Origin of the sequence: Legionella quateirensis (assembly GCF_001467955.1) — a bacterium.
GTDB lineage: Bacteria > Pseudomonadota > Gammaproteobacteria > Legionellales > Legionellaceae > Legionella > Legionella quateirensis.
The window spans coordinates 88,023-110,747 of the sequence record NZ_LNYR01000046.1 but is presented as its reverse complement, the minus strand read 5'-3'; the positions used below and the strand labels follow the sequence as shown (position 1 = coordinate 110,747).

Sequence of the window (22,725 nt, the reverse complement as noted above, 5' to 3'; positions counted from 1 at the left end):
GATTTGTCCTTTAAATACATACTACTTGAAGTACAAGTTACGGTATTTATGCAAAGCACAGGGAATAACGGCGTAGCATAAGAACGTAACTTGGGCAACGAGAGGTATTAATGGCCATGTTGGACATTAGGGAGTACTGCGTGAGCTACTTTAAGGAGCTCGATGAAGAGCTTAAATGCTATCTTGAGCAGGCGCAAATTGAAAAATGCTACCAAGCGTATGTGGTTGCTGAAAAAGCACACCATGGACAAATGCGTCGATCTGGCGAGCCTTATATTACTCATCCTGTAGCCGCAGCCTTAATTCTTGCCAGAATGCGTTTGGACTATCAAACCATTATGGCTACTTTACTGCATGATGTTGTGGAAGATACTTCCATTAGTAAAGAAGATTTAACCAATCAGTTTGGGGAAGACGTCACTGCCCTGGTCGATGGTGTTACTAAATTAACCAAAATCAAATTTGAATCCAAAGCAGAAGCTCAAGCAGAAAATTTTCGAAAAATGGTTCTCGCTATGGTTAAAGACATACGCGTGATTATAGTGAAGCTTGCCGACCGCCTGCACAATATGCGTACTTTGGGGGCTATGCCTTATGCCAAGCGCAGACGGATTGCTATAGAGACTCTTGAAATTTATGCGCCTATAGCCAATCGATTGGGGATGCATTCTATCTATGTTGGTCTTGAGGATTTGGGATTTCAGGCTTTATATCCCATGCGATACCGAGCCATTAAATCAGCAGTAGAAAAATCACGGGGTAATCGAAAAGAGTTAACCCAGACTATTGAAAAAGATTTGCAGCATGCATTAGCTCAATTAAACATTCCTTATGAGCAAGTGTTTGGCAGACAAAAACACTTATACAGCATCTATAGAAAAATGCGTCAAAAAAAGGCGTCGTTTACAGAAATTACTGATGTTTTTGCATTTCGCGTTATAACTGAGGATATTGATTCCTGTTATCGTATTTTAGGTGCCTTGCATTGCACTTATAAACCGGTTCCACAACGATTTAAAGATTATATTGGTATACCCAAAGCTAATGGATACCAGTCATTACATACTACTTTATTTGGCCCATTTGGCGTTCCGCTTGAAGTACAAATACGTACTCGCGAAATGGATAAAGTTGCGGATAATGGAGTAGCAGCGCATTGGATTTATAAATCATCCGGGCTTGAAGTAAATGAAGCGCAATTAAGAGCCAGGGAATGGGTTCAGAGTCTTTTAGAGATGCAGCGCAGCACAGGGAATTCGCTTGAATTTATTGAAAACGTTAAAATAGATTTGTTCCCCGATGAGGTGTATGTTTTTACACCAAAGGGTCATATCATGGAGTTACCCAAAGGCGCCACGCCAGTTGATTTTGCTTATACCGTGCATTCTGGAGTAGGTAACAGTTGCGTCGCTGCTAAAGTGAACAGGCGGCTGGTTCCTTTAAGCATTCCCTTGTCAAATGGTCAGACTGTTGAAATTATTACTGCTCCCGGCGCTCATCCCAATCCTGCCTGGTTGAATTTTGTCGTGACGGGTAAAGCCCGATCAAATATACGGCATTTCCTGAAAAGTCAGCAACATGCTGAGTCCATAGTACTTGGTAAACGTTTGTTAGAACAGTCGCTAATCGAACTCTCCAGTGATTACGCCAAAATACCGCCTGAATCATTGCAGGCTTTATTAAGTGATTTGCATTATAAAACTGTTGATGATTTATTGTATGCTATTGGAATTGGCAACCAGATGGCTATGGTTATTGCCAAACGCCTGGTTGTTACTCAGGATACGAATGAACTGGATAAAGTAAGTAAAACCCGCCCATTGGCAATTAAAGGTACAGAGGGAATGGTGGTTCACTTTGGTGAATGTTGTCAGCCTATTCCAGGGGATAATATTGTTGGAAAATTCCAACAGGGCAGGGGAATTATTGTGCACGCCAGCGATTGTGTGTCATTAAACAGTTCACGCAGCCATCCTGAGCAGTTCATTGCTCTACGCTGGGATGAGCAGGTTCAGGGGGAATACTGGGTTGATATTACAGTCGATGTTGCAAACGAACGAGGCGTTTTAGCCGCCTTGGCAACTGCGATTTCTGAAGCGGACTCTAATATAGGCAACATTAATGTTGATCCTCGCGATGGTCGACATAATGCCGTTACTTTTTCTATCAGTGTAACCGACCGAACTCATTTGGCACGAGTGATGAGACGTTTAAGAGCAAATAAGGTAGTCATGCGTCTATACAGAAAAAAACAAGGGGATAATTGATGCAAGCAATCCACACCAAATTGGCACCAGAAGCTATTGGTACTTACAGTCAGGCAATACGATGTGGGCAAACTGTATATCTTTCAGGGCAGATTCCATTGGATCCTGAAACAATGCAAATATGTAGTGATGATATTAAATTACAAATAACACAGGTTTTGGAAAATTTAACCGCGGTATGTGAGGCTGCAGGCGGCAGCTTGGCGAATATTGTGAAACTTAATGTTTATCTTACGGATTTAAGCCATTTTCCTTTGATTAATGATGCAATGAGTCGTTATTTTATTGCGCCATATCCTGCCAGGGCAGCGATTGGGGTTTCAGCCTTACCACGTGGTGCAAAGGTTGAAATGGATGGTGTAATGGTTTTATCTGCTTCAAACAGTTAGCCGTATGAGCGACGATCAATACGCTCGTGCCGGGCGTGTGATGTTTTTATTAGTCTGGATTATTTTATTTGCAGGCTTGTTTGTATTTTTTTATTATTATGATAAATCCGATAGCACTGTATATGTTGCCAATCGCAGTGAGTTTATATTAAGCGCAGATAAGGAAGGCCATTATCGGATAAAAGGCAGTATTAATGATTTTTCCGTAGAGTTTTTAGTAGATACTGGAGCTACATTAGTTGCCATACCTCAAACTATTGCAAAACAACTACATATCACTGGACGCTATCCTGTTACCATATCAACTGCAAATGGTGAGGTAACTGGCTCCTTAACCCGCTTAAAGCAACTGTCTTTTGGTGAGTTTGAGCTTAAAGACATTAAAGCGGTTATTATTCCTGGAGCTGATGATGAAACAGTATTACTGGGAATGAATGTACTGTCACAATTTAATATGGTACAAGAAGCGAATCGGCTGGTGTTAAAACGACAAGTAAAAAATTGAGAAGTAACATAATGTGTTATTAACCCATTGATTTATAGTTCCTGTAGTTCTTCATTCAACCCGGGCTGCATACACTATTCAATACAGAGTTTATTTATGAGTATTCTTTCGCTTAATGGTGCCACTCTTATTATAGCTGGCAATAGAATTCTGGATCAGGCTGATTTACAAATTCAGCCACAGGACAGGATTGCCCTGGTTGGACGTAATGGTGCGGGAAAGTCGACCTTATTAAAATTGCTACAGGGTGATCTGGTTCTTGATAGCGGTCAGATGCATCAGTTGTCGGGGTTAAGAATTGCTGGTTTGATTCAGGAAGTCCCTATTACAGGTGATGAGTCTGTTTATCATTTCCTTGTAAAAAGTTTAGGTGAAGTGGGCGAGGTATTAACTCGATTTAATGAATTGTCTCAGCAAGACGATATGGATAAACTGGCTGTAATTCAACAGCAAATGGATAATTTAAACGCCTGGGATTTGCTGCCAAAAATTGAAACCATGGCAAGCCGTTTGGGTATTACGATTAATGAACAAATGGTCAGTTTGTCTGGTGGAATGAAGCGTCGGGTTTTGCTAGGTGCTGCACTTTTAGCTACTCCAGATGTACTGTTATTGGATGAGCCAACAAACCATTTGGATATTGAAGCGATTGAATGGCTGGAGTCCTATTTAAAAACATTTAACGGCAGTGTTGTAGTAGTAACTCATGATAGAGAATTTCTGAGTCAGGTAGCTAATCGTATTGTTGAGATAGATAGAGGAAAACTGTATTTTCATGAGTGCGATTATGAAACATATCTGGATAGACGCGAAACAATCAGATTAAGTGAACAAAAGCAAAATGATTTGTTTGATAAAAAACTGGCTGAAGAAGAAGTCTGGATACGTACAGGCATTAAAGCCAGAAGAACACGCAATGAAGGTAGGGTTCGTGCTCTGAAGGCTTTAAGAGAGGAATATAAAGCGCGTCGTAATCAGTTAGGTTCAGTTAAATCTTTAGCTTTGGATGTTACTCGTTCAGGCTCTATGGTGATAGAAGCTGAAAAAGTAAACTATACAATTGGTAAAAAACTAATTCTTAAAGATTTTTCCTTATTGCTTACACGTGGTGACAAACTTGGAATTATTGGTCCAAACGGATGTGGCAAAACAACATTAGTTCGATTGTTATTAGGTGAACTTAAACCGGATTCAGGCTCAATAAAACAGGGCACTTCCTTGAACGTTGCCTATTTTGATCAATTACGTCGCCATCTATTGGAAGATCAAACAGTGATGTTCAATGTTGGAGATGGCGCTGATTACGTCACGATTAATGGTAAACAAAAACATGTGGCCAGTTATTTAAAGGATTTTTTATTTTCACCGGAACGTTTTAATCAACCCGTTTCATCTTTATCTGGTGGCGAAAGAAACAGATTATTATTAGCTAAACTTTTTGCTAAACCGGTCAATCTCCTGGTAATGGATGAACCTACAAATGATTTGGATATAGAAACATTGGAGTTATTGGAACAAATGCTGATGGACTATCCTGGAACCTTAATCCTGATCAGTCATGATAGAGCTTTTATTAATCAGGTAGTCACCAGTGTTCTGGTTTATGAAGAAGAGGGTAAGTTTAGTGAGTTTGTAGGTGGTTATGATGATTATAAAATGCATAAAAAACTGCAGCGTGAGGTTGCTGCAGTCAAAACACCGACAACAAAACGAACGAACGCTGCGAATAAATTAAATTTCAATGAGCAGCGTGAATTGTCAAAACTACCCCAGCAGATAGAGGTGCTGGAGAAAAAAATTGAAGCCTTGCATCAACAGATGGCTACAGCTGATTTTTATCAGCAGGATGCACAGACTATAGCGGATGTAACTAAAAAACTGGCGAGCGAAGAAGAGTTATTATCACAGTATTTTGCACGTTGGGAGGAGTTGGAAGCGAGACAATGACTCTCATAGGTTTTCAAGATGTCATATCGTATGAGTAGGATTTGCTGCCTGATAATAGTAGTATAAACTATATTGGGCTTATGCCATGATGATAATTTTGGCCTGTTGACATTTCATTGAGTCGGATCATTCAGAAGCCCTCGTTATGGAGCCAATAGAGATCACACCTCAACAGTCCCGGGTTGATGCATCATAATCTGTTGTTACACTTTGGTCTGTATTAAAGGAATAGAAATGTTATTAACTTTAGCTTTGGTTGTTTTTGCTGCTGCCATAATGACTTTGTTTGCTCAGGAGTTCATAAGGACTTTTAAGAAAATATTTGCAATTAAGGGAGCTAAACTAGTACTTCCTTTACTTTTGGGATCATGGCTGGTTCTCAATTTTGATTATTTGTGTTTATGGGGCTTCTATTATTATCAGGAAATATTAAATGCAGTTGTGGTTTTTTTAGCAGGATTAATTCCTTTTCAATCCATTGCTCGACCGATCGTTTTAATCCTTATATTGACACTAATATCTGTAGCTCCTGTAGTGCTGTTGGATTTATATCTCGTGAAGAAAACGTTCAAACACTATGAATACCCTTATTTAACCAGTACTTTAATATGGATTGTAACCGCTGTGATGTTCATTGTGGTAATTTAAAGCAATTTATCATAATGATATAGCAGGGAATGTTGATAATTCTGATTTCGACGTCCTGCGTCTTGTTCTCGGGATCCCTAGAACCAGTATGCCATCTCCGTCACCCTCCGCTTGCCATCTCCGTCACCCTCCGCTTGCCATCTCCGTCACCCTCCGCTTGCCATCTTCGTCACCCTCTGCTTGCCATCTCCGTCACCCTCCGCTTGCCATCTCAGTCACCCTCCGCGAAGGCGGAGGGGCCATTCTTTATCATTTTGTTGGTGATTTTCATAATCGTTGTATTCTAGTGTTTTCTAATCCTTTTGATGAGACTTGCTGTTATACCAGAATATAAGGTTTCCTTTTTAATATGCTGCAATGTACTGATATGGATATGGATATGGATATGGATATGGATATGGATATGGATATGGATATGGATATGGATATGGATATGGATATGTGTTGTGGTTTATCAGTATTGAAGTTACCTTTCATGGACCCTCCGCCTTCGCGGAGGGTGACTGAGATGGCAAGCGGAGGGCGACGGAGATGGCAAGCGGAGGGTGACGCAAAACCGCGTAGGGTGGCATATAAAAAATGAGGTTCGTTCAGGAACATGTCGCGGGACGTAGAGAATAATTTGATGAATATCAATAAAACCTATTAAATTCGTTCTCTAATAAGTTGTGATAAACTGATTAAACCTCGATTAGGAGGTAGGACCCTCTAGGATTCTTCACCTAAACTTGGAAAAATAGTTTAATTCGCGCAGATCAGTGTATAATTCCATCAAATTATTTTCAGGTTGTCTTATGAATAAGCAGGATTTTTATTTTGATTTGCCAGAAGAGCTCATAGCTCAATATCCTTTGGCGCAAAGAAGTGATTCACGATTATTAACCTATAATCGTCAATCAGGTGAATATGGGCATTATCAATTCAGAGAAATCGCAGATTTTTTAAATCCAGGTGATTTATTGGTAATGAATGACAGTAAAGTGATTCCGGCAAGGCTTTATGGTCATAAATTATCCGGCGGAAAAGTGGAATTGCTAGTTGAACGAATCACTGGTCCGAACACATTTCTGGCCCATATTAAAGCCAGTAAAGCATTGAAACCTGGAGGCATCATTCAGCTTGAACAAGGGAATCAATTGGAAATATTGGATAGAAATGATGATTTGTTTGTCTGTAAATCCAATTGTGACGCGTTATCTCTCTTAAATACTCTGGGGCATATCCCATTACCCCCGTACATTACTCGAAATGATGAATTATTGGATGAAGATCGTTACCAAACTGTTTATGCAAAACATGCCGGATCTGTAGCTGCACCCACCGCAGGCTTGCATTTTGATGATGCCGTTATTTCCAGTTTGAAATCAAGGGGGGTGAATATCTCTTATGTCACTCTGCATGTTGGTGCAGGTACATTCAGACCAGTACGTTGTGATAATATAAAAGACCATAAAATGCATAGCGAACAGTTCACTCTGAGCCCAGAGTTATGTGCCGCTGTTCATGCGACTAAAGCTGCAGGCAACAGGGTGATTGCTGTAGGTACAACAGCACTTCGCAGTCTGGAAAGTGCAGCAAGAGATGGTGAATTAAGCCCCTGCAGTAGAGATACCGATATATTTATATATCCGGGATATCAATTTAAGGTATGTGATGGTTTAATGACGAATTTTCATTTACCCGAATCTACTTTACTGATGCTGGTGTCTGCGTTTATAGGTCACCAACAAGCTATGGATCTGTATCAGGAAGCGATCAAAAAAGGGTATCGATTTTTTAGTTACGGTGATACAAGCCTATTATTATAGTTGGGGGATTGGAGATGTCAGGCAAAGTTCAACAATATGTACCTGTAGTAACAACAGAAGCTGGATCCTGCCTCACTTCAGCCAATTGGCACGAGGTTAATGTAAAAACCGTTGCATGTTATCTGGATGATTTATTATTAAAACCCGGCGCCGACTTATTGAAAAAAATAGATAATCTTGCTGCATATCTGGGCTGGCCTGGTACCGTTATTTTAAATGCATCCCGTCTTTTGGCTAATAAAGAAGGTATATTTACTCTTATTTCACCTTTTGATGGAGCAAGGATAAAATTCAATTATTCTGAACTGTTTGAGCTAGTGAACAACTTAAAACCGGATGTATTCCTAGTACCCAAAAATGCGATTAATGATGCTCCCGAATTGTGGGAAACCTTGGATAATTCAATTATACCTTATATTCCAATAAACGATTTGGTCAATCAGGCGTGTCATAAACCACATGGTGTTTATTTTAATTTTGTGGATGAACATACCAATCAATCCGTTACAGAATATTTGTCCAGATGGTCGCATCTGCCTTCTTATATGTCCGGCAAGATTCCTTTGAATTTAATCCACAGCCTGCGCGATCTCGGTGTGGAGTACATTGAGTCTGACGAACCTGCGCTGTCCGCCTTTCAGGGTACTGTATATTCTGGTTCAGATACTGTGGATTTAATCGATTCATCTACGGAATTACAGTTTGATGTAATCGATCCGGACTGTGACTGTCCCACGTGTTCCCAGCAACTAACCAAGGCTTATTTACACCATCTTTATCTCCATACTCCCTTATTATGTCAGCGATTTTTAATTCAACATAATGTTTTTCAGGCGCAACGTTCAACTTGAAAATAAACGGAAATTGATTCCTTTCATTTACCTTAGGTTCAATTCGCTATATGATGTCACGCTGTTGAACAATAGACTTTAACCCGACAGTCAATAGACCTCTAATCAGAGTTTCAATAACATTTGGGAATAAAGTTGAATGCAATAAATTAATGGTAGATTTGAGGAGATTTTATGAGTTTTTTTATTAGTGATGCATTAGCCGCAGCCACAACAACGGCACCAGCTGCACAAAATGATGGAACATTTTCGCTGATTATGATCGCTGCAATATTTGTATTGTTTTATTTTATGTTAATCAGACCTCAAAATAAAAAAGCGAAAGAACATCGTGAGTTAATTAGTCGTTTAAAAAAGGGTGATGAAATAATTACTACCGGAGGTATGTTAGCCAAGGTTGTGAGTTTGGATGAGCAATACATAAAAATCAGCCCTGCCGAAGGTATAGAGATTAGTATGCAAAAAGGCGCAGTAAGTACCGTATTGCCAAAAGGCACTTTAAAATCTCTTTAAGTTTGTCATAGGGACACGCAAATGCAAAATAAATACCCTCTATGGAAAAATCTGTTGCTGATTTTCATTGCAGTCATCGGATTTGTTTATGCCATACCTAATTTATACACCGAGCATCCAGTTGTACAGATTTCAGCAGAAGACACTGATGATAAAGAGGCCTTAAAAGCCAAAGTAGAAGAAGCGTTAAAGGCTGCCAAGATTGATTACACGTCACTTATTATTGAAAATCAGGGTGTTGAGGTTGGTTTTTCTTCAACTGATTCACAATTATTGGCACAGGACGTAATTAAAAACAGTCTGGGAAGTCAGTACACCGTAGCGTTGAATTTGGCATCAACGACCCCTCATTGGATGCAAGCGATACACGCAGAGCCCATGAAACAAGGTCTCGATCTTAGAGGTGGGGTACATTTTCTTCTTGAAGTGGATGTGGAAAGTGTAATCAGCCGCCGCTATGAAGGCATTATGAAAAGTATTGGCCAGGAGCTGCGAGAGATTGGTGTACGTTATTCGGGTATTCGATATGTCCCGGATAAGGGAATTGATTTGCGTTTCCGTAATGCAGAGTCCATGGAAAATGCGTTGGTAGAACTGAAACAAAAAATACCCGAAGTGGTATTTATCAAAAGCAAGGTTAAAAATGCCGTATTAGGCTCTATTTCTCCAGCAGAGTTAAACAGCATTAGACAGAATACTATAGAGCAGACCATGAGTATTCTACGAAACCGGGTTAATGAATTAGGCGTGGGTGAGGCTGTTGTTCAGCAACAAGGTGCTACTCGCGTTGCTGTGGATTTACCGGGTATTCAGGATGCTGCCAGAGCCAAACAGATTCTTGGCGGCACTGCGACATTACAATTTTACCTGGTTGATCAGGAAAATGATCCTCAGATTGCCAAGCAAACTGGAGTAGTTCCGGTCAGTGATAAATTGTATATGATGGATGGACATCCTATTCTTTTGAAACGCCAGGTCGTTTTGAGCGGTGACTCTATTACTTCCGCAGTATCAAGTTTCGATCAACAAACAGCGACTCCTGCAGTTCAAATTCAATTAGGTGGGGGCGGTGAAAGTCTGTTCACTAAAGTGACTCGTGAAAATATTGGAAAACGTATGGCAATAGTTTACGTTGAAACCAAGAACACAATGAAAACGGTTAATGGTGTTGAAACACGAGTGACACATAGAGAAGAGCGAGTCATCAGTGCTCCTGTCATTCAGAATGCTTTAGGAAATAACTTCCAGATTACTGGTCTTACTGACAGTAAGGAAGCCAGTAATCTGGCACTATTGCTGAGAGCCGGGGCATTGCCTGCAGCTATTTATCCCATTGAAGAACGTACTGTAGGACCTACTTTGGGTAAAGAGAATATTCGTCGAGGAATTATTTCTCTGGAAGTCGGTATGGGTCTGATTTTAGTATTGATGTTGGTGTACTATCGGTTGTTTGGATTGATTGCTGACTTCGCTTTATTGCTAAATTTAGTCCTTCTCGGCGCTTTATTATCAATTATTGACGCTACTTTGACTCTACCGGGTATCGCGGGAATTGTATTGACCGTGGGTATGGCCGTTGATGCGAACGTATTGATTTATGAACGTATCCGAGAGGAGTTGCGTTTGGGATTATCTCCCCAGGCTGCAATTCATGCAGGATATGAGCGTGCTTTTTCTACCATTCTTGATGCGAATGTGACTACATTAATTGTAGCCATCATTTTGTTTGCGGTAGGTACTGGTCCAGTTCGCGGGTTTGCTGTAACTCTTTCTTTAGGGTTATTAACTTCAATGTTGACAGCTATTACTTATACCCGGGCAATAGTCAATTGGTATTATGGCGGTCGTACCGTTAAAAAATTATCTATAGGTATATAAGGCGAGGCTCAGATGGAATTTTTTAATCCAAATTCAAAAGTGGACTTTATGGGAGCACGCCGCTGGACGGCGATGTTCTCCATATTAATTTTTGTTGTTTCAATTGGAGCCCTGGCTATCAATGGGTTGAAATGGGGACTTGATTTTACCGGCGGAACACAAATAGAAGTCACTTATACCAATGCCGCAGATTTACCTTCAATCAGGGAAAATCTGGCTAAAATTGGCTTTAAAGAAGCGCAGGTTGTGAGTTATGGCACCTCTAAAGACGTACTGATCAGCATCGCGCCACGTGCTGATAAAGAATCGGCTCTTCTTGTCGATCAGGTCATGTCTGCGTTACCCGGTGCAACCAAGCAACGAGTTGATTTTGTAGGGCCGCAAGTGGGGCAGGAGCTGGCTACTAAAGGGGCTTTGGCTATTATTGTTTCCTTACTGGCTACCATGATTTACATCGCCATGCGTTTCGAATACCGACTGGCGGTAAGTTCTGCAGTCGCTCTGGTTCATGATCCGGTGCTGATCCTCGGTATCTTTGCTTTGTTTGGTATTGAATTTGATCTTAAGGCATTGGCTGGATTGTTGGCTGTGATTGGCTATTCCTTAAATGATACCATCGTTGTTTTTGATAGAGTTCGTGAGAATTTTGTTAAAATTCGTCGTACCAGTCCAATCGAAATCATGAATATATCGATAAACCAAACTTTATCCAGAACCATTATGACGTCAATGCTGACTTTATTTGTTGTCGTGGCTTTGTTTGTTTATGGTGGTGAGACAATTCATGGATTTTCTCTTGCTCTAATCATTGGAATCCTGATTGGAACTTATTCCTCAATTTATGTTGCAGGAGCCCTGGCGGTAGCTATGGGACTGGATAGAAAAGACTTTTTACCCAGTCAACGTAAAGAACTGGATGATCGTCCTTAAGTAATGTGTAGAGTAGATTGCTTTGGGATCTACTCTTTTTAGATATCCCGGATTGTTACATGATATAATCCGGGATTATCTGGTGATGAATCGTTATTCTTCAAGCAACCTGTCAATTTTTGCTGCACAAATAAAGTCATTATGAGTTAAACCATTTAGTGCATGCGTCATAAAGCTGACTCGGCAGTAGTTGTAACCGACTTCCAGATCAGGATGGTGATTTTCAATGTTTGCTGTCCATGCTATAGCGTTGACGAAGGCCATCGTTTCATAAAAATTATTGAATGAAAATGAACGCTTAATTATTTTGTTATCTGGAGTCACTTGCCAGTGTTTATTAAGCTGTGGCATTAGGTTTTTAATTTGTTCTGCTGTTAATGCTGCTCCTATGCCTTCGCAGGATTCACAATGTTTGCTGCTTAAATCACTTGTCATATTATTTCCTTTAATTATAGATAATAGTTATTCAGTGCGGTTAGAAATCGAGAATTCTGTTCATTGGTTCCTATAGTGACTCTTATATAATTATTCATTTTATAGGCATGTAGTGGTCTTACAATAATACCACTATTCAGTAAATAATTATAAAGCTCCATACCGTCTTCTTTACAATCAAAGGTAAGGAAATTACATTGCGATGGTAAATAATTGATGCCCAAGCGGTCGAAACCATCTCGCATCTGAATCATTCCCTCCTTATTGGTTTGTATGCTTCGTTGAATGAATTCCTCATCATCTAACGCTGCTGTGGCGGCAGTGAGAGCAACCTGGTTTACTGTAAAAGGCAATTGAACACGTTGTAGGATAGAGATGATATCCGGGTTTGCGATGGCATAACCCAAGCGTAACCCCGCCATTCCATATATTTTTGAAAAAGTTCGGGTAATAACTAAATTTGGGTGCTCATTTAGCCAGTCGATACTGTTGCAGGTCATTGCCGAAACAGCATATTCATAATAGGCTTCATCAAGAACTAACAGGGTGGAAGCAGGGATCTGTTCTAATATATATTTGATTTCTTCCTGACTGGTTAATAACCCTGTTGGATTATTAGGGTTGGCTAAAAAAATCAAACCCGTCTGATCGGTGCATGCATTAATCAGGTTATCACAGTTAATTTGCCAGTCGTCTTTGATTGCAACACTGTGGACGGGAATATTCAAGGTATTGGCTTGAATGGAATAGGTAGTGAACGCATAATCATGAGTCAGAATATGTTTGTTTGTATGCAATGCAAAGCTATTCAATAAGATATTTACTATAAAATCTGATCCATTGCTAAGAAATAACTGATCAGTATGTATATCCAGATGACTGGCAAGTTTGGGTATTAGTGGGTGATTGATTGGTGAGGGATACGTCGCTATGACTTGAGAGGGCATGCTTCGTAATGCGGCTAATGCCTTTGGACTGCAACCCAGCGGGTTTTCATTCGAGGCCAGTTTGATTATATCGCTAAGCCCTTTTTCACGAGCCAGCTCTTCAATGGACTTGCCAGGTTTATAGGGAACCAAAGACCGTATTCCTGGATGGGGTAGTTGTTGAAAATCAATGGACATAAAGCGTTCCTTTCCAAAAAATTGAATTTCATATTACCTAAGCCTGTGCTTGCTGTCACGAATGAATTCAGTAAATTGTTGGCATGGAAGATGAGCCTTGTGGAAGCAATTGGATTGCATCAGCTGGCTAGACTCGGAAGGCTGTGATCCATCCTAAAAATTAGCACAAAGCCACATCGCTTAATGGATCCCCGCTTTCGCGAGGATGACCCAAATTTTTTGTTGCATTTTATAATTGAGGGCGCTAATCTTCGGCCGGGATCCAACCTCAGGAAGAAGTATTATGAAGCAGCTCAAGGGATTTTCCCTTATTGAAGTGCTGGTTTCTTTAATGCTGGTGACTACTATTGCACTGGCTTTATTACAACAGCAATGGAAAACACGTCAATTTATTAATCAATTGGTCTTGCATGCAGGAGCTTCACAGTTTCTTGATCTTGTGAGTGAGTCTGTATATGGTCAAGTAAGTACAATTCCCCCTGTGCCCGCACCCTATCATCTGAGTGTTCAAAATGAATCAAGTCGGCTCATCGTGCAAGTTGAGTGGTTCAATCGCAGAGAATCCATAACCCGTACAATAAGAAAAGGGGATGTGGTCTAATGAACAGACAAACAGGTTTCAGTTTATCTGAAGTATTAATCAGCTTATTTCTGGCAAGTATTATTTTATCCACTCTGATTCACATGTATTTAAGTACCAAACGTCACTATCTGGAATTTCAGAATGTTTTGGAACAGCGTTTTGAGTTGCAATGGGTCACTGATTTGTTAACTGACAGCATTAGAAGAGCCGGATTTACTCCATGTTTGGGCATAGAACAATTAACGACTGTAGACATGCGCAAGGCAGGACAAACTCTTTGGGGCATTAAAAGTGACAATAACTCGAGTCCATCTATTCGAATAAACCGAATGAGTGATGTTTTTTCAGAAAACGTTTCATTCCTTAGCCCAACCGAGTTAGTCGTTTCTTCTCCCGTAGTGATCAATGAGCGTCGACCATTAGTTATTGCAGATTGTACTCACGCAGAAGTTCATCAGATTTTGAAAGTAGAACAAAAGACTGATGGCCAGCTCATTACATTGGCCAAACCCAGAATGTACGCCTACGAAAATTCTCTATATGCAGGAGAGTGGCTGGAGGAGCAATGGTTCATAAAACCAAACTCACAACATATTAATACTTTACATTATCAGTTGGGTCAAACTGAAGAATTATCTCCTTATATTCATTCATTTTTTACTACACAGCAAAGCCTTCACGGTAAAAAAATTGTTACGATTAAAATGGGACTTGAACAAGACAAGATGCATGAACTCATCGTTGTGGTCCGTGGAGCATGAACAGACGCTGTGATGGATTTATATTTTTGATGACCCTTTGCACAATATGCGTCATCAGCTTGTTGATTCTAACGTGTATCCAACATGTATTCTTATACAGTAAAGCGCTAAACCGTCAGCAATATCAACATCAGAATTTTTATCAAATGGAAGATACTCTGATGCAGTTGACAGAACTGCAACTGCATTTGATTGACCAGGAGTGTATTATTCCGACGAAAGGTGCGGATAAAGTAATTGGCAAATTAGTCAAAAATGAGGGATGTCTGGTGCCAGGTAGCGATAAACACTACCGATATTTGATTGAAGATCTGGGGGATTATCCCTGTGTGGTGACGCAGAAAGAGGGACAAATGCTTTCGACACATCACATCCGAATAACCCTATTGCAGAGTCCTGATGCATACAATCCTGCTGCATCAGTTTTACAGGTAAGGAATATAAAAGAAAGTGCCTCCGAATCATGTCATGGAGAAACACATCAAGTTTCTACTGGTATCAGCAGTTGGCGGTATATCTCTGATGTTCAAGGCAGGGGTATTGATGCCCGATAATCGGTTATGATCAGGCAATAATGCGTCTGGATTCGCTTGAGTATGCAGTTGCAAGGTTGTATTGTTATAAACATACATAATAAAAAGGTTTCATGGATGCGTTTATTCAATGTTTCCGAATTTAAATATTGGCCACAAATCAGCGTGGTTTTATTATTGATGGTCGGGTACGGCTGCTATCGCTATTTTGCATATTATGATACTCGTTCAAACGATTCCTACGTTTCTGCAAATCTTGTCAATATGGCTTCACTAGTCTCAGGTCCAGTGACTCGATTATACATTAGAGAAAATCAGAGGGTTAAGAAAGGCGATAAACTCATTGAAATTGATCCTCTTCCTTATATTTATGCCTTAAAGCAGGCTAAAGCAAAACTGAATATAGCCAAATTAAATTATGAGAATGATAAATTAGCTGTAGTTAAGGCAGAACAACACTTGAAGCAATGCAGAATAATGCTGAGCTTAACTCAGGATCATTATAAACGTTATCAACCATTAGAATTGAAGGGGGATGTGCCTGAAATTACTCTGATCAATTTAACGGATAAAATGAAAGAACAGGTGGCTGCGATAGCTCAAGCAGAGCAAGAATTAAAAATTGCGCAAACGAATTTGGATGATAATGAGATATTAGCGGCGCAGGCAGAACTGGATCAGGCAATTTATTTGAGAAATCATACCACGCTTATTGCGCCTGAAGACGGATATATTACCAATTTCAATCTGCGTATTGGTCAGTATATTAAAGTGGGGGAAGGGCTATTCGCTTTAATTGAAACAAAACAATGGTGGGTAGAAACTCGGTACCGAGAAACTGTAATCCGAATGATTAAACCCGGAGATAAAGCTAAAATTATGATAGATATGTATCCTGGTAAAGTATTCCATGGTCATGTGAAAAGTATTGGTTGGGGTATAAATCGGGTAGCTCGGGGTAACGTAGCCAATTCAACTTTGGTTTATATGAAGGCCACTGAAGATTGGATCCGAATCGCGCAGCGATTTCCAGTACGTATTTATATAGATGATCTGACCGATGACTATCCTATGCGAATAGGGGCCAGCGCCACAACAATAACGTACAGGTGATCCGGTGTTCATTTGGCCTCAGAGCGTTGAAAACCGGGCAGCTATAAGAACAGCTTTAGCAACCTTGATTGCCGTACTAATTTCGTTCAAATTTCATCTGGATACCCCGTATTGGTCGGGAATGACCTTAGTTATTGTATCTAATTTGTATACAGGTTCTATTATCGATAAAGCAATGATGCGTATTATTGGTACTATTGCCGGTGCATTTTTGGGTTATTTTATTGCTGGACTCGTTGTTAACAGTTTTCTCCTCTATTTAATCTGCTGTTTCCTGGTTATTGCAATCAGTGTTTATTTTTTTAATTACAGTAAGTATGGTTATGCTTATTTATTAGGTGCTTTATGTGTATTCATCATTATTTCACAGGTTGCGTTAAACCCGCAAAATGCTTTTTATGTGGCGATCTGGAGATCTGTTGAAATTGGTATCGGGGTTTTGGTTGCCGCAGTAAGCGCTTATGCCATTTTTCCCAATCATATTAAAGATAATATTGGTGTACAGGTTCATGACATTTTTGATGATTTTTTAGCTGAATTTGAACAATTGCACGAGATGATCACTCATACCAGCGAGGATAACTCAGAACTGGCTGAGCGCAGTTTAAAAATAAAGAAAAAATTACGAACTGCGATCGAATTGATCGGGGCATTAAATCAGGAACTGGGTGTCAAAAAGGAGCATGTAGATAAAATACGCGCCTATCTCGATACCCTGTGTTCCATTTCACGACAGTTTCAGTATCTTATTATTGTTCAACCACAATCTGCGGAGTTAGCATCATTAAGCAAATTAAATATCGAGCCCTTATTCGCTGCTATCGAGCATGACTTATTAGAGCTTCAATCCAAGTTTAACACGTTGCAGACAGAACCTATTGTTTTGCAAACTGGCGATGCTTTGGTTCATTTCGAACAAAAACTTTATAGTAAAAAAAACACGTTTTCAGTAAAAAGTGATTTTATTTATTCATTTATAAATTATTTGAAACAGTTAAATCAGAATTTTATTCTCATCAAATCATTATTTTCTGCAAATCCGATATCGATGACTCCAAAATATAAAGTCATTAGCAAACAACAACGTTTGCGTTCGGATTTCGATTTGATTAAACACTGCATTAAAGCAGGATTATCCGTTCTATTGGCTCTGGGCTTTTGGTTGGTTAGTAATTGGCCTGGTGGATTAAATGGAATAATAAGTAGTTTGATCATATCAATAAAAGGTAAAAATCTTTTTGATATGAAGCATGTCAGTCTTCATCGGTTAACCGGTTGTTTTTTAGGTGGAGGGATCGCGTTAATCTCTTTAAGTGTGTTTGAGATGGATCTGTTTGATTTAATTGTCATCGTATTATTTTTTGTCTGGGCATTTAGCTATTTCATGTTCAAATATACTCAATATTCTTATATTGGTTTACAGGCTAATATTGCATTAATCATAACTCTTGCTCAGCAAGGTGGTCCACCTTTAGGACTTGATCCCCCTTTACAACGACTTGCTGGAATTGTTATTGGAATTGTAGCCACTTTTATTGTTGCTAATGTTGTGTGGCGATCTGATGTTTGGACTATATTAAAACGTTATATAGATAAATTGCACAAGTTCACTGCTTTTAATTTGGAGCAGGTTCTTTTGGTTGCTGAGGATCAACGTTCTCAGCATGATTTGGCTAATCTCTTTTGGCAGTGTCGAGGTTTGATCGCGGCACTAGGTAATGAGAGTCTAAGTCTTAAGAAGCAAAATATGTTAAGTATCTTTACGGTATGCTTTGACTCTTTGGTTATTATTCAGGCAACAATCAGTCATATATTAGTTACTATTGATTTGGGAAGGGCACATGAAACAGCTTTAATGTTTCATTTTGATTTGCTCTCCTATGAGAAAAAATTGATAGAGTTAATTAAGCGTCGTGACAGCTCAGGTGGTTTGGATTTAAGCCAGATTTTTGTTGCTTTTGTAACAAATGTAGATAAAAACCCTGTTTTTTCGCGTGTTGATGATGAGGATCTACGTAATTTATTAGCCTATATAAATGCCTTGAAACTGGTGTCTTTAAGAATTGTTTGACTGCTTTTTTCAAAAAAAATGACCTGTAAAAAAAGTGAATAAAAACAATAATTAATTTGCTTCAGCTCGTGTGCTATGAGTCAAACCCTGTAAATTTTAGTTGCAATTTACTCCATCACGTGTAAAAATTGACCTCTTATGAAATCAAAAATTATCTATTTTACAGTAGCCCTGGTGTTAATGGGCATTGGTATTTCGGTATGGTGGTATTGGTCGCCCAAGCCCACTTTTCGTCAGGTCAATTTTAATCAATTACCGGGTTGGGACGCTGCCGAATTCAAAAAATCTCTAATGACATTCCAAACTTCCTGTCGTGCGTTTATCAAACAGGATCCGGAACGTGTTGTTGGCACCGATAAAATTGATCTACAGGCGAAGGACTGGCAACCAGCATGTCATGCCGCACTTAAACTTAATCCTGTCAGTGAACAATCGGCAAAATCGTTTTTTCAGAAATGGTTCTCTCCTGTTGAATTCTATGATGGAAAACCAGTAAAAGGATTATTTACCGGTTATTATATGCCTTCATTAAAAGGCAGCTACAAGAAAACTAAAGAATTTAGTGTTCCGCTCTATGAATTGCCCAGTAATTTAGTGACTATTGATCTGGGACTCTTTATACCTCATATGAAAAATCGCAAAATAGTTGGGCGTATTACGGGCAATAAAATTGTACCGTTCTATACTCGAGAGCAAATCAATAAAGGAGCCATTAAGGACTCCGCAAAAGTGTTGCTTTGGATTCATAGTCCTATAGACCGATTATTCCTGGAGATTCAAGGATCAGGTATTGTTGAACTTGAAGATGGGACACGAGTATTTGTTGGCTATGATGGTCAAAATGGTGCTCCTTATACTGCTATTGCCGGTGTATTAATTAAAAAAGGGATCATGACAAAACATAATGCGTCTATGCAGGCAATTAAGCGATATTTGGAAGCGCACCCCAAACAAATGGATAAGATAATCAATAAGAATAAATCTTTTGTATTCTTTCGTAAGCTATCATTAGATGCTGCCTTGGGTTCTCAGGGGGTTGCACTTACCCCGGGATATTCACTTGCTATTGATAGAGAGTGGATACCTATGGGAGCACCTCTTTGGTTAAGTACTACTCGACCTGACAGTAAAGATCCTAATGTGAATAAGCCCATGCAGCGATTAATGATCGCTCAGGATACTGGAGGTGCTATTCGCGGTAAAGTTAGGGGTGACGTATTTTGGGGTGGTGGTGACAAGGCGACTTTAATTGCAGGCCACATGAAAAATGAAGGACACTATTGGTTGTTATTGCCACGTCATGCGGTATCTCGTTTAGAAAAACTGGCTTGATTTCTTAAATCCCACAGTGTTGTGTAACGTGCAAGAACAAGCTGAGCACGGTACCGCACTCTAGGGCTTCCTCTAATAATGGCTACTTTTACTGGTGTTCCGTATTATAATTCGTCTTCGCGTTGTTCGCAAAGACGGGGTTGATTGTGATCATTGCGACTTAAATAATTACATTCCTGGCGTGATACATAATGAGGAGAGTACTTAATCCTCGGTGCATAGTCTGGATACCGTGCATAAAGCACGGTACGTAGACGTATACAGGTAATTGAAACAATGAATCCTCAATAGACCCGTTTATTGTGGTTTAGTCTCTTCTTTGGGCTCAGTCTCAGCTGCAGGGGTTGCTGCTGAAGAATCATTAATAACTGGAGCCGTATTACCTTTTAAGGCCTCAGCTAAAGTAATAAATTTATACCCATTACTTCGATACATTTCAATAATATCCGCCAGACATAAACTGTTAAGCAAGTTCGCATGGATTAGAAGAATATGCTTTATTGGCTGTCCTTCTACTTTTTTTGCTTTCTTATCGGCTCTTAATGTTTGACTCCAGATAAAGGCAAGGTATCTTTTTTTGAATGAATTGATGCTTTGAGGTCTTTTTCTGTAGGGAATTCTATAGAACTGAGCATTAAACTCATAATCTTTGCTGTCTACAGTTACTGGAGCTATGGTGTATTGATGTTCAGCAAGCCACTCCTGCACTTTCTGTTTTTTTTCACCCTTGCCTTCCGCCAGGTAAGGGTAACGGAAATATTTAGGCTCTGTCATTACAGGTGCTAAAGTAGTGTCTGCTCGTTCTATATCCGCAATATATTTTTCTGCAGACATTCCATTTAAGCTCTTATGAGTATAAGTATGATTGCCAATAGTTAAGCCTTGGTTACGAAATGTTTCTAATAAATCCCATTCATTTTTAGCTACAGCTCCGCCTATGGCGAAACCGGTAGCTGGTACTTGATTTTCTACCAGTGTATTTACAATTGCCATAAATCGTTCTTGCGTTCTTTTTAAGTTTCCAGGGGTATTGGTACCAGAACCAACGAATGGTAAGTCATCTATAGTGATTGCAATTTCATGTTCCTCAGCAAAACATGAAGTATTCAGCAGAACAAATAATGAAGCTATCCCTAGCCATCGCATGAACATGGTTTCCCCCCACTCGGAATTTCATAATCCGTTGTTATTTTAGTTAGTTATTTTAACTATAGTCCAGGTTTTAGATTTGTTCCTCATATTAGAAAAAATAGTGTCTATTCAACGAACTTTAAGTAGAATGAGCACAGTTTCCTGAATCAGGAAATGGATCGATACAGGAGTTACGATATAAAGGAGTAAGCAATGACGCAAGAAAAATACGAGCTTGAAAACTCACAGAATAATCCAGAAGGCAACAGTCAATTAGGCCCTGATGTATATGAAAGTGCAAGAAAATTGAATGTTCAGCTCGCAACCAGAGGACCAGCTATTCTCTATGCGCTGGGAAAAGCGACTGAACACGTAACTAAAAATAATATTGTTACGGCAGTAGGAGGAATGGTCGTTGGAGCCATTGGTTTTTTTGGTAACAGATATTATAGAAATAAAGGGGATGATTCAGCTTATTCCTATATGGGACAGATAGTAGGTGGAGTACAGTTTACTGCCGGTTTTTTGTTGCTTGCCGCAGAAGCGTATGAAATATACTCCAGTAGTGGCGATCCGAGTCCATTTTTAGATGTGATTAAAATGTCAGGAGTTGCTTTGTCCTTAACGGAGAGCGCACTGGTTCTGGTTAATTCTTATCTTTATGGGGATAGCGTTCCTAAAAGCGCAGCGCCCAGACCGAAAATGAGTTAGAGCAGATTAAACTGGCACACCAGTTTATGATAAAACAAGTGTGCCATTACGTATAAATGAAGAGTATAATAATTTTTGTATTGTTTATAAGGTTGTTAACCTCGCGAAAGCGCTGAAGAATCCTGCTATTTCATTGCTTGAATGGTTAATTTTAGCTTTATCTGGGTGAAATGTACGTCATTCCCGCGAAGGCGGGAATCCATGCATCAAATTAGCACGTGATTGTGTTTGCTTAATGGATCCCCGCCTTAGCGAGGATGATGTATAAAAAGTGAGGAGCGCTCAGGCTCACATCCCTTAACCTAAGGCTTTTCGAACACTTGTGAACAAACCCTATTAAATTAAAAAACGAATTTCCAGGACTAAACTGAATAAAGGACTGATCATGGCTTACGTTTTACCTAAACCCGCATCGAACGCGTTTTTATTCACAGCTGCTCTTTATCTTATATTAGTATCTTTTATTAGTTTTCCACTTAATACCTTATTAAAACCAATACCTATAGCCTGTTTGATCCTTGCTGTTTTGCAACGCGACATGCTGTCATGGACCAAAATGGTGTTAGTTGCTGCACTAGGTTTCTCTTTGGCTGGTGATATCATATTAACAGTGCCTGTCGCTCTGCAACTGGAGTTGGGCATAGGCTGTTTTTTATTGGCGCATTGCTGTTATATCACTCTATTTTTAAAGTCCTTTAAGTACAATGGGGTACACTTAGCTTATTTTCTCCCCGTTTTGTTATTCATGGGATTTATCGCTTATATGATTATTCCATCCTTGGGAGCCTTGTTGATTCCCGTCATGATTTATTTCTGTGTTTTAATGTTCATGGCTTTTACCGCATTTCAGGTCAATAATGAATGTTTAACTATTGGAAGTGGCGCATTATTTTTTCTGATATCTGATTTAAGTCTCGCTCTTAATCTGTTCATTTATCCGCAAGCGGATGTACGCATATTCGTTATGTTTACCTATTATGTCGCTCAATTTTTGTTAACCTGGGGAATTGTAAGCAGTTACAAGTCAATATCTCTGGAATAGTATGTAATAGATCCCATAGGTTACTTTCATGCAGCTCTTGAGTCCATAAATAGCATCTTTACCGATAGTTGATGCGAGGAAATGCACAGGATTAAATCGTTGAAAATAATCTTGTGCCTTGCTTTTCTTTCTGGACCTCACCATAAGATACCG

General features: G+C 39.5%; 22 protein-coding genes. 19 read left to right on the top strand and 3 right to left on the bottom strand.

Annotation, left to right across the window (positions count from 1 at the left end; all coding sequences use genetic code 11):
- The first annotated feature begins 140 nt into the window (after positions 1–140).
- The 11 genes from spoT to secF all read left to right on the top strand — a co-directional run bounded on the left by spoT (position 141) and on the right by secF (position 11,736).
- Positions 141–2,267: a bifunctional GTP diphosphokinase/guanosine-3',5'-bis pyrophosphate 3'-pyrophosphohydrolase gene (spoT, locus tag Lqua_RS15495; protein ID WP_058475195.1), complete on the top strand. Its 2,127-nt coding sequence runs from the start codon at positions 141–143 to the stop codon at positions 2,265–2,267.
- Positions 2,267–2,656 (top strand): RidA family protein, encoded by a 390-nt coding sequence (locus Lqua_RS15490; RefSeq protein WP_058475194.1) that lies wholly within the window; start codon positions 2,267–2,269, stop codon positions 2,654–2,656. The genes spoT and Lqua_RS15490 overlap by 1 nt, the downstream gene beginning before the upstream one ends.
- Positions 2,657–2,660: 4 nt before the next feature.
- A complete protein-coding gene (locus Lqua_RS15485) occupies positions 2,661–3,161 on the top strand; it encodes a retropepsin-like aspartic protease family protein (protein WP_058475193.1) in 501 nt (166 codons plus the stop codon).
- A 96-nt stretch (positions 3,162–3,257) separates the two neighbouring features.
- Positions 3,258–5,108 (top strand): ATP-binding cassette domain-containing protein, encoded by a 1,851-nt coding sequence (locus Lqua_RS15480; protein WP_058475192.1) that lies wholly within the window; start codon positions 3,258–3,260, stop codon positions 5,106–5,108.
- Between the two features lie 234 nt (positions 5,109–5,342).
- Positions 5,343–5,756, top strand: a complete 414-nt coding sequence (locus Lqua_RS15475) for a hypothetical protein (protein ID WP_058475191.1) — start codon at positions 5,343–5,345, stop codon at positions 5,754–5,756.
- A gap of 349 nt (positions 5,757–6,105) precedes the next feature.
- Positions 6,106–6,339 carry a hypothetical protein gene (locus tag Lqua_RS18540; RefSeq protein ID WP_058475190.1) on the top strand — a complete coding sequence of 78 codons (234 nt, stop codon included), beginning with the start codon at positions 6,106–6,108 and terminating at the stop codon, positions 6,337–6,339.
- A gap of 211 nt (positions 6,340–6,550) precedes the next feature.
- Positions 6,551–7,564, top strand: coding sequence for a tRNA preQ1(34) S-adenosylmethionine ribosyltransferase-isomerase QueA (queA, locus tag Lqua_RS15465; RefSeq protein WP_058475189.1), 1,014 nt, complete (start codon positions 6,551–6,553; stop codon positions 7,562–7,564).
- Between the two features lie 14 nt (positions 7,565–7,578).
- Positions 7,579–8,415 carry a queuine tRNA-ribosyltransferase gene (locus Lqua_RS15460; RefSeq protein ID WP_058475188.1) on the top strand — a complete coding sequence of 279 codons (837 nt, stop codon included), beginning with the start codon at positions 7,579–7,581 and terminating at the stop codon, positions 8,413–8,415.
- A 174-nt stretch (positions 8,416–8,589) separates the two neighbouring features.
- The gene (yajC, locus tag Lqua_RS15455; protein WP_058475187.1) at positions 8,590–8,928 is read left to right on the top strand and encodes a preprotein translocase subunit YajC; all 339 of its coding nucleotides are present in this window, start codon (positions 8,590–8,592) and stop codon (positions 8,926–8,928) included.
- Between the two features lie 21 nt (positions 8,929–8,949).
- A complete protein-coding gene (gene secD, locus Lqua_RS15450) occupies positions 8,950–10,806 on the top strand; it encodes a protein translocase subunit SecD (protein ID WP_058475186.1) in 1,857 nt (618 codons plus the stop codon).
- A 12-nt stretch (positions 10,807–10,818) separates the two neighbouring features.
- Positions 10,819–11,736: a protein translocase subunit SecF gene (gene secF, locus Lqua_RS15445; RefSeq protein WP_058475185.1), complete on the top strand. Its 918-nt coding sequence runs from the start codon at positions 10,819–10,821 to the stop codon at positions 11,734–11,736.
- A 93-nt stretch (positions 11,737–11,829) separates the two neighbouring features.
- Here secF and Lqua_RS15440 read toward each other — a convergent pair whose 3' ends face one another.
- Together Lqua_RS15440 and hisC are read right to left on the bottom strand one after the other, a co-directional pair.
- The gene (locus tag Lqua_RS15440) at positions 11,830–12,171 is read right to left on the bottom strand and encodes a 4a-hydroxytetrahydrobiopterin dehydratase (RefSeq protein ID WP_058475184.1); all 342 of its coding nucleotides are present in this window, start codon (positions 12,169–12,171) and stop codon (positions 11,830–11,832) included.
- A 14-nt stretch (positions 12,172–12,185) separates the two neighbouring features.
- Positions 12,186–13,295, bottom strand: a complete 1,110-nt coding sequence (gene hisC / locus Lqua_RS15435; RefSeq protein ID WP_058475183.1) for a histidinol-phosphate transaminase — start codon at positions 13,293–13,295, stop codon at positions 12,186–12,188.
- A gap of 283 nt (positions 13,296–13,578) precedes the next feature.
- Here hisC and Lqua_RS15430 point away from each other — a divergent pair, with 283 nt between their 5' ends.
- From Lqua_RS15430 to mltA, 6 genes are all read left to right on the top strand, one after another.
- Entirely contained in the window at positions 13,579–13,896 is a 318-nt protein-coding gene (locus Lqua_RS15430; RefSeq protein ID WP_058475182.1) for a type IV pilus modification PilV family protein, read from the top strand.
- Complete coding sequence (locus Lqua_RS15425; protein ID WP_058475181.1) at positions 13,896–14,639, top strand: PilW family protein; 744 nt, start codon at positions 13,896–13,898, stop codon at positions 14,637–14,639. Before Lqua_RS15430 ends, Lqua_RS15425 begins: the two co-directional genes overlap by 1 nt.
- Positions 14,636–15,193, top strand: a complete 558-nt coding sequence (locus Lqua_RS15420) for a hypothetical protein (protein ID WP_058475180.1) — start codon at positions 14,636–14,638, stop codon at positions 15,191–15,193. Before Lqua_RS15425 ends, Lqua_RS15420 begins: the two co-directional genes overlap by 4 nt.
- Positions 15,194–15,289: 96 nt before the next feature.
- Positions 15,290–16,285, top strand: a complete 996-nt coding sequence (locus Lqua_RS15415; protein WP_058475226.1) for an HlyD family secretion protein — start codon at positions 15,290–15,292, stop codon at positions 16,283–16,285.
- Between the two features lie 4 nt (positions 16,286–16,289).
- Entirely contained in the window at positions 16,290–18,356 is a 2,067-nt protein-coding gene (locus Lqua_RS15410) for an FUSC family protein (protein WP_058475179.1), read from the top strand.
- Positions 18,357–18,494: 138 nt separating this feature from the next.
- A complete protein-coding gene (gene mltA, locus Lqua_RS15405; RefSeq protein ID WP_058475178.1) occupies positions 18,495–19,688 on the top strand; it encodes a murein transglycosylase A in 1,194 nt (397 codons plus the stop codon).
- A gap of 297 nt (positions 19,689–19,985) precedes the next feature.
- Here the strand turns inward: mltA and Lqua_RS15400 are convergent, their stop codons facing one another.
- A complete protein-coding gene (locus tag Lqua_RS15400) occupies positions 19,986–20,840 on the bottom strand; it encodes a polysaccharide deacetylase family protein (RefSeq protein ID WP_058475177.1) in 855 nt (284 codons plus the stop codon).
- Positions 20,841–21,032: 192 nt separating this feature from the next.
- Between Lqua_RS15400 and Lqua_RS15395 the strand changes: the two genes are divergently transcribed.
- Both Lqua_RS15395 and Lqua_RS15390 read left to right on the top strand, forming a co-directional pair.
- The gene (locus tag Lqua_RS15395) at positions 21,033–21,530 is read left to right on the top strand and encodes a hypothetical protein (RefSeq protein WP_058475176.1); all 498 of its coding nucleotides are present in this window, start codon (positions 21,033–21,035) and stop codon (positions 21,528–21,530) included.
- A gap of 385 nt (positions 21,531–21,915) precedes the next feature.
- On the top strand, positions 21,916–22,572 hold the full coding sequence (locus Lqua_RS15390) for a lysoplasmalogenase (RefSeq protein WP_058475175.1): 657 nt from the start codon (positions 21,916–21,918) through the stop codon (positions 22,570–22,572).
- The last annotated feature ends 153 nt before the right edge of the window (positions 22,573–22,725 follow it).

What these genes read in the sequence shown, in the direction of transcription:
- queA (WP_058475189.1), top strand. Translation starts at nt 6,551, where the DNA reads ATGAATAAGCAGGATTTTTATTTTGATTTGCCAGAAGAGCTCATAGCT.
- Lqua_RS15440 (WP_058475184.1), bottom strand. Translation starts at nt 12,171, where the DNA reads ATGACAAGTGATTTAAGCAGCAAACATTGTGAATCCTGCGAAGGCATA.
- Lqua_RS15480 (WP_058475192.1), top strand. Translation starts at nt 3,258, where the DNA reads ATGAGTATTCTTTCGCTTAATGGTGCCACTCTTATTATAGCTGGCAAT.
- Lqua_RS15425 (WP_058475181.1), top strand. Translation starts at nt 13,896, where the DNA reads ATGAACAGACAAACAGGTTTCAGTTTATCTGAAGTATTAATCAGCTTA.
- Lqua_RS15420 (WP_058475180.1), top strand. Translation starts at nt 14,636, where the DNA reads ATGAACAGACGCTGTGATGGATTTATATTTTTGATGACCCTTTGCACA.
- Lqua_RS15390 (WP_058475175.1), top strand. Translation starts at nt 21,916, where the DNA reads ATGGCTTACGTTTTACCTAAACCCGCATCGAACGCGTTTTTATTCACA.
- hisC (WP_058475183.1), bottom strand. Translation starts at nt 13,295, where the DNA reads ATGTCCATTGATTTTCAACAACTACCCCATCCAGGAATACGGTCTTTG.
- Lqua_RS15485 (WP_058475193.1), top strand. Translation starts at nt 2,661, where the DNA reads ATGAGCGACGATCAATACGCTCGTGCCGGGCGTGTGATGTTTTTATTA.
- secD (WP_058475186.1), top strand. Translation starts at nt 8,950, where the DNA reads ATGCAAAATAAATACCCTCTATGGAAAAATCTGTTGCTGATTTTCATT.
- mltA (WP_058475178.1), top strand. Translation starts at nt 18,495, where the DNA reads ATGAAATCAAAAATTATCTATTTTACAGTAGCCCTGGTGTTAATGGGC.
- yajC (WP_058475187.1), top strand. Translation starts at nt 8,590, where the DNA reads ATGAGTTTTTTTATTAGTGATGCATTAGCCGCAGCCACAACAACGGCA.
- Lqua_RS15415 (WP_058475226.1), top strand. Translation starts at nt 15,290, where the DNA reads ATGCGTTTATTCAATGTTTCCGAATTTAAATATTGGCCACAAATCAGC.
- Lqua_RS15395 (WP_058475176.1), top strand. Translation starts at nt 21,033, where the DNA reads ATGACGCAAGAAAAATACGAGCTTGAAAACTCACAGAATAATCCAGAA.
- Lqua_RS15400 (WP_058475177.1), bottom strand. Translation starts at nt 20,840, where the DNA reads ATGTTCATGCGATGGCTAGGGATAGCTTCATTATTTGTTCTGCTGAAT.
- Lqua_RS18540 (WP_058475190.1), top strand. Translation starts at nt 6,106, where the DNA reads ATGCTGCAATGTACTGATATGGATATGGATATGGATATGGATATGGAT.
- Lqua_RS15490 (WP_058475194.1), top strand. Translation starts at nt 2,267, where the DNA reads ATGCAAGCAATCCACACCAAATTGGCACCAGAAGCTATTGGTACTTAC.
- Lqua_RS15475 (WP_058475191.1), top strand. Translation starts at nt 5,343, where the DNA reads ATGTTATTAACTTTAGCTTTGGTTGTTTTTGCTGCTGCCATAATGACT.
- secF (WP_058475185.1), top strand. Translation starts at nt 10,819, where the DNA reads ATGGAATTTTTTAATCCAAATTCAAAAGTGGACTTTATGGGAGCACGC.
- Lqua_RS15460 (WP_058475188.1), top strand. Translation starts at nt 7,579, where the DNA reads ATGTCAGGCAAAGTTCAACAATATGTACCTGTAGTAACAACAGAAGCT.
- Lqua_RS15430 (WP_058475182.1), top strand. Translation starts at nt 13,579, where the DNA reads ATGAAGCAGCTCAAGGGATTTTCCCTTATTGAAGTGCTGGTTTCTTTA.